This window comes from Solihabitans fulvus (genome assembly GCF_008386585.1).
Taxonomy (GTDB): domain Bacteria; phylum Actinomycetota; class Actinomycetes; order Mycobacteriales; family Pseudonocardiaceae; genus Solihabitans; species Solihabitans fulvus.
Map to the genome: position 1 here is coordinate 1 of NZ_VUOB01000099.1, position 317 is coordinate 317.

The 317-nt window shown below is 79.8% G+C and carries 1 protein-coding gene; it reads left to right on the forward strand.

The features are described from left to right. Positions 1-317, forward strand: a 317-nt coding sequence (locus F0L68_RS39450) for an IMP dehydrogenase (protein WP_188317083.1), incomplete at both ends; no start/stop codon positions are given.

A 317-nucleotide genomic window follows, 5' to 3' on the forward strand; every position in this document is an offset into this window, starting at 1 on the left:
CGCGCGCCGGGACTACCTGGACGAGACCGGCGGGCGCTACGTGCACGTGCTGGCCGACGGCGGGGTGCTGACCAGCGGCGACATCGCCAAGGCCATCGCGTGCGGGGCGGACGCGGTGATGCTCGGCGAGTCGCTCGCCGCAGCGACCGAGGCGCCGGGCCAGGGCCTGTACTGGACGGCGGCGGCCGCGCACCCGTCGGTGCCGCGCTGCCACGTGTCGGCCGGGGGGGGCCAGGAGGGCGGCCTTCGCCGCCTGCTGTTCGGGCCGGCGGCCGACCCGAGGGGGGGGGGGAACCCGCTCGGCGCGCTGCGCCGGG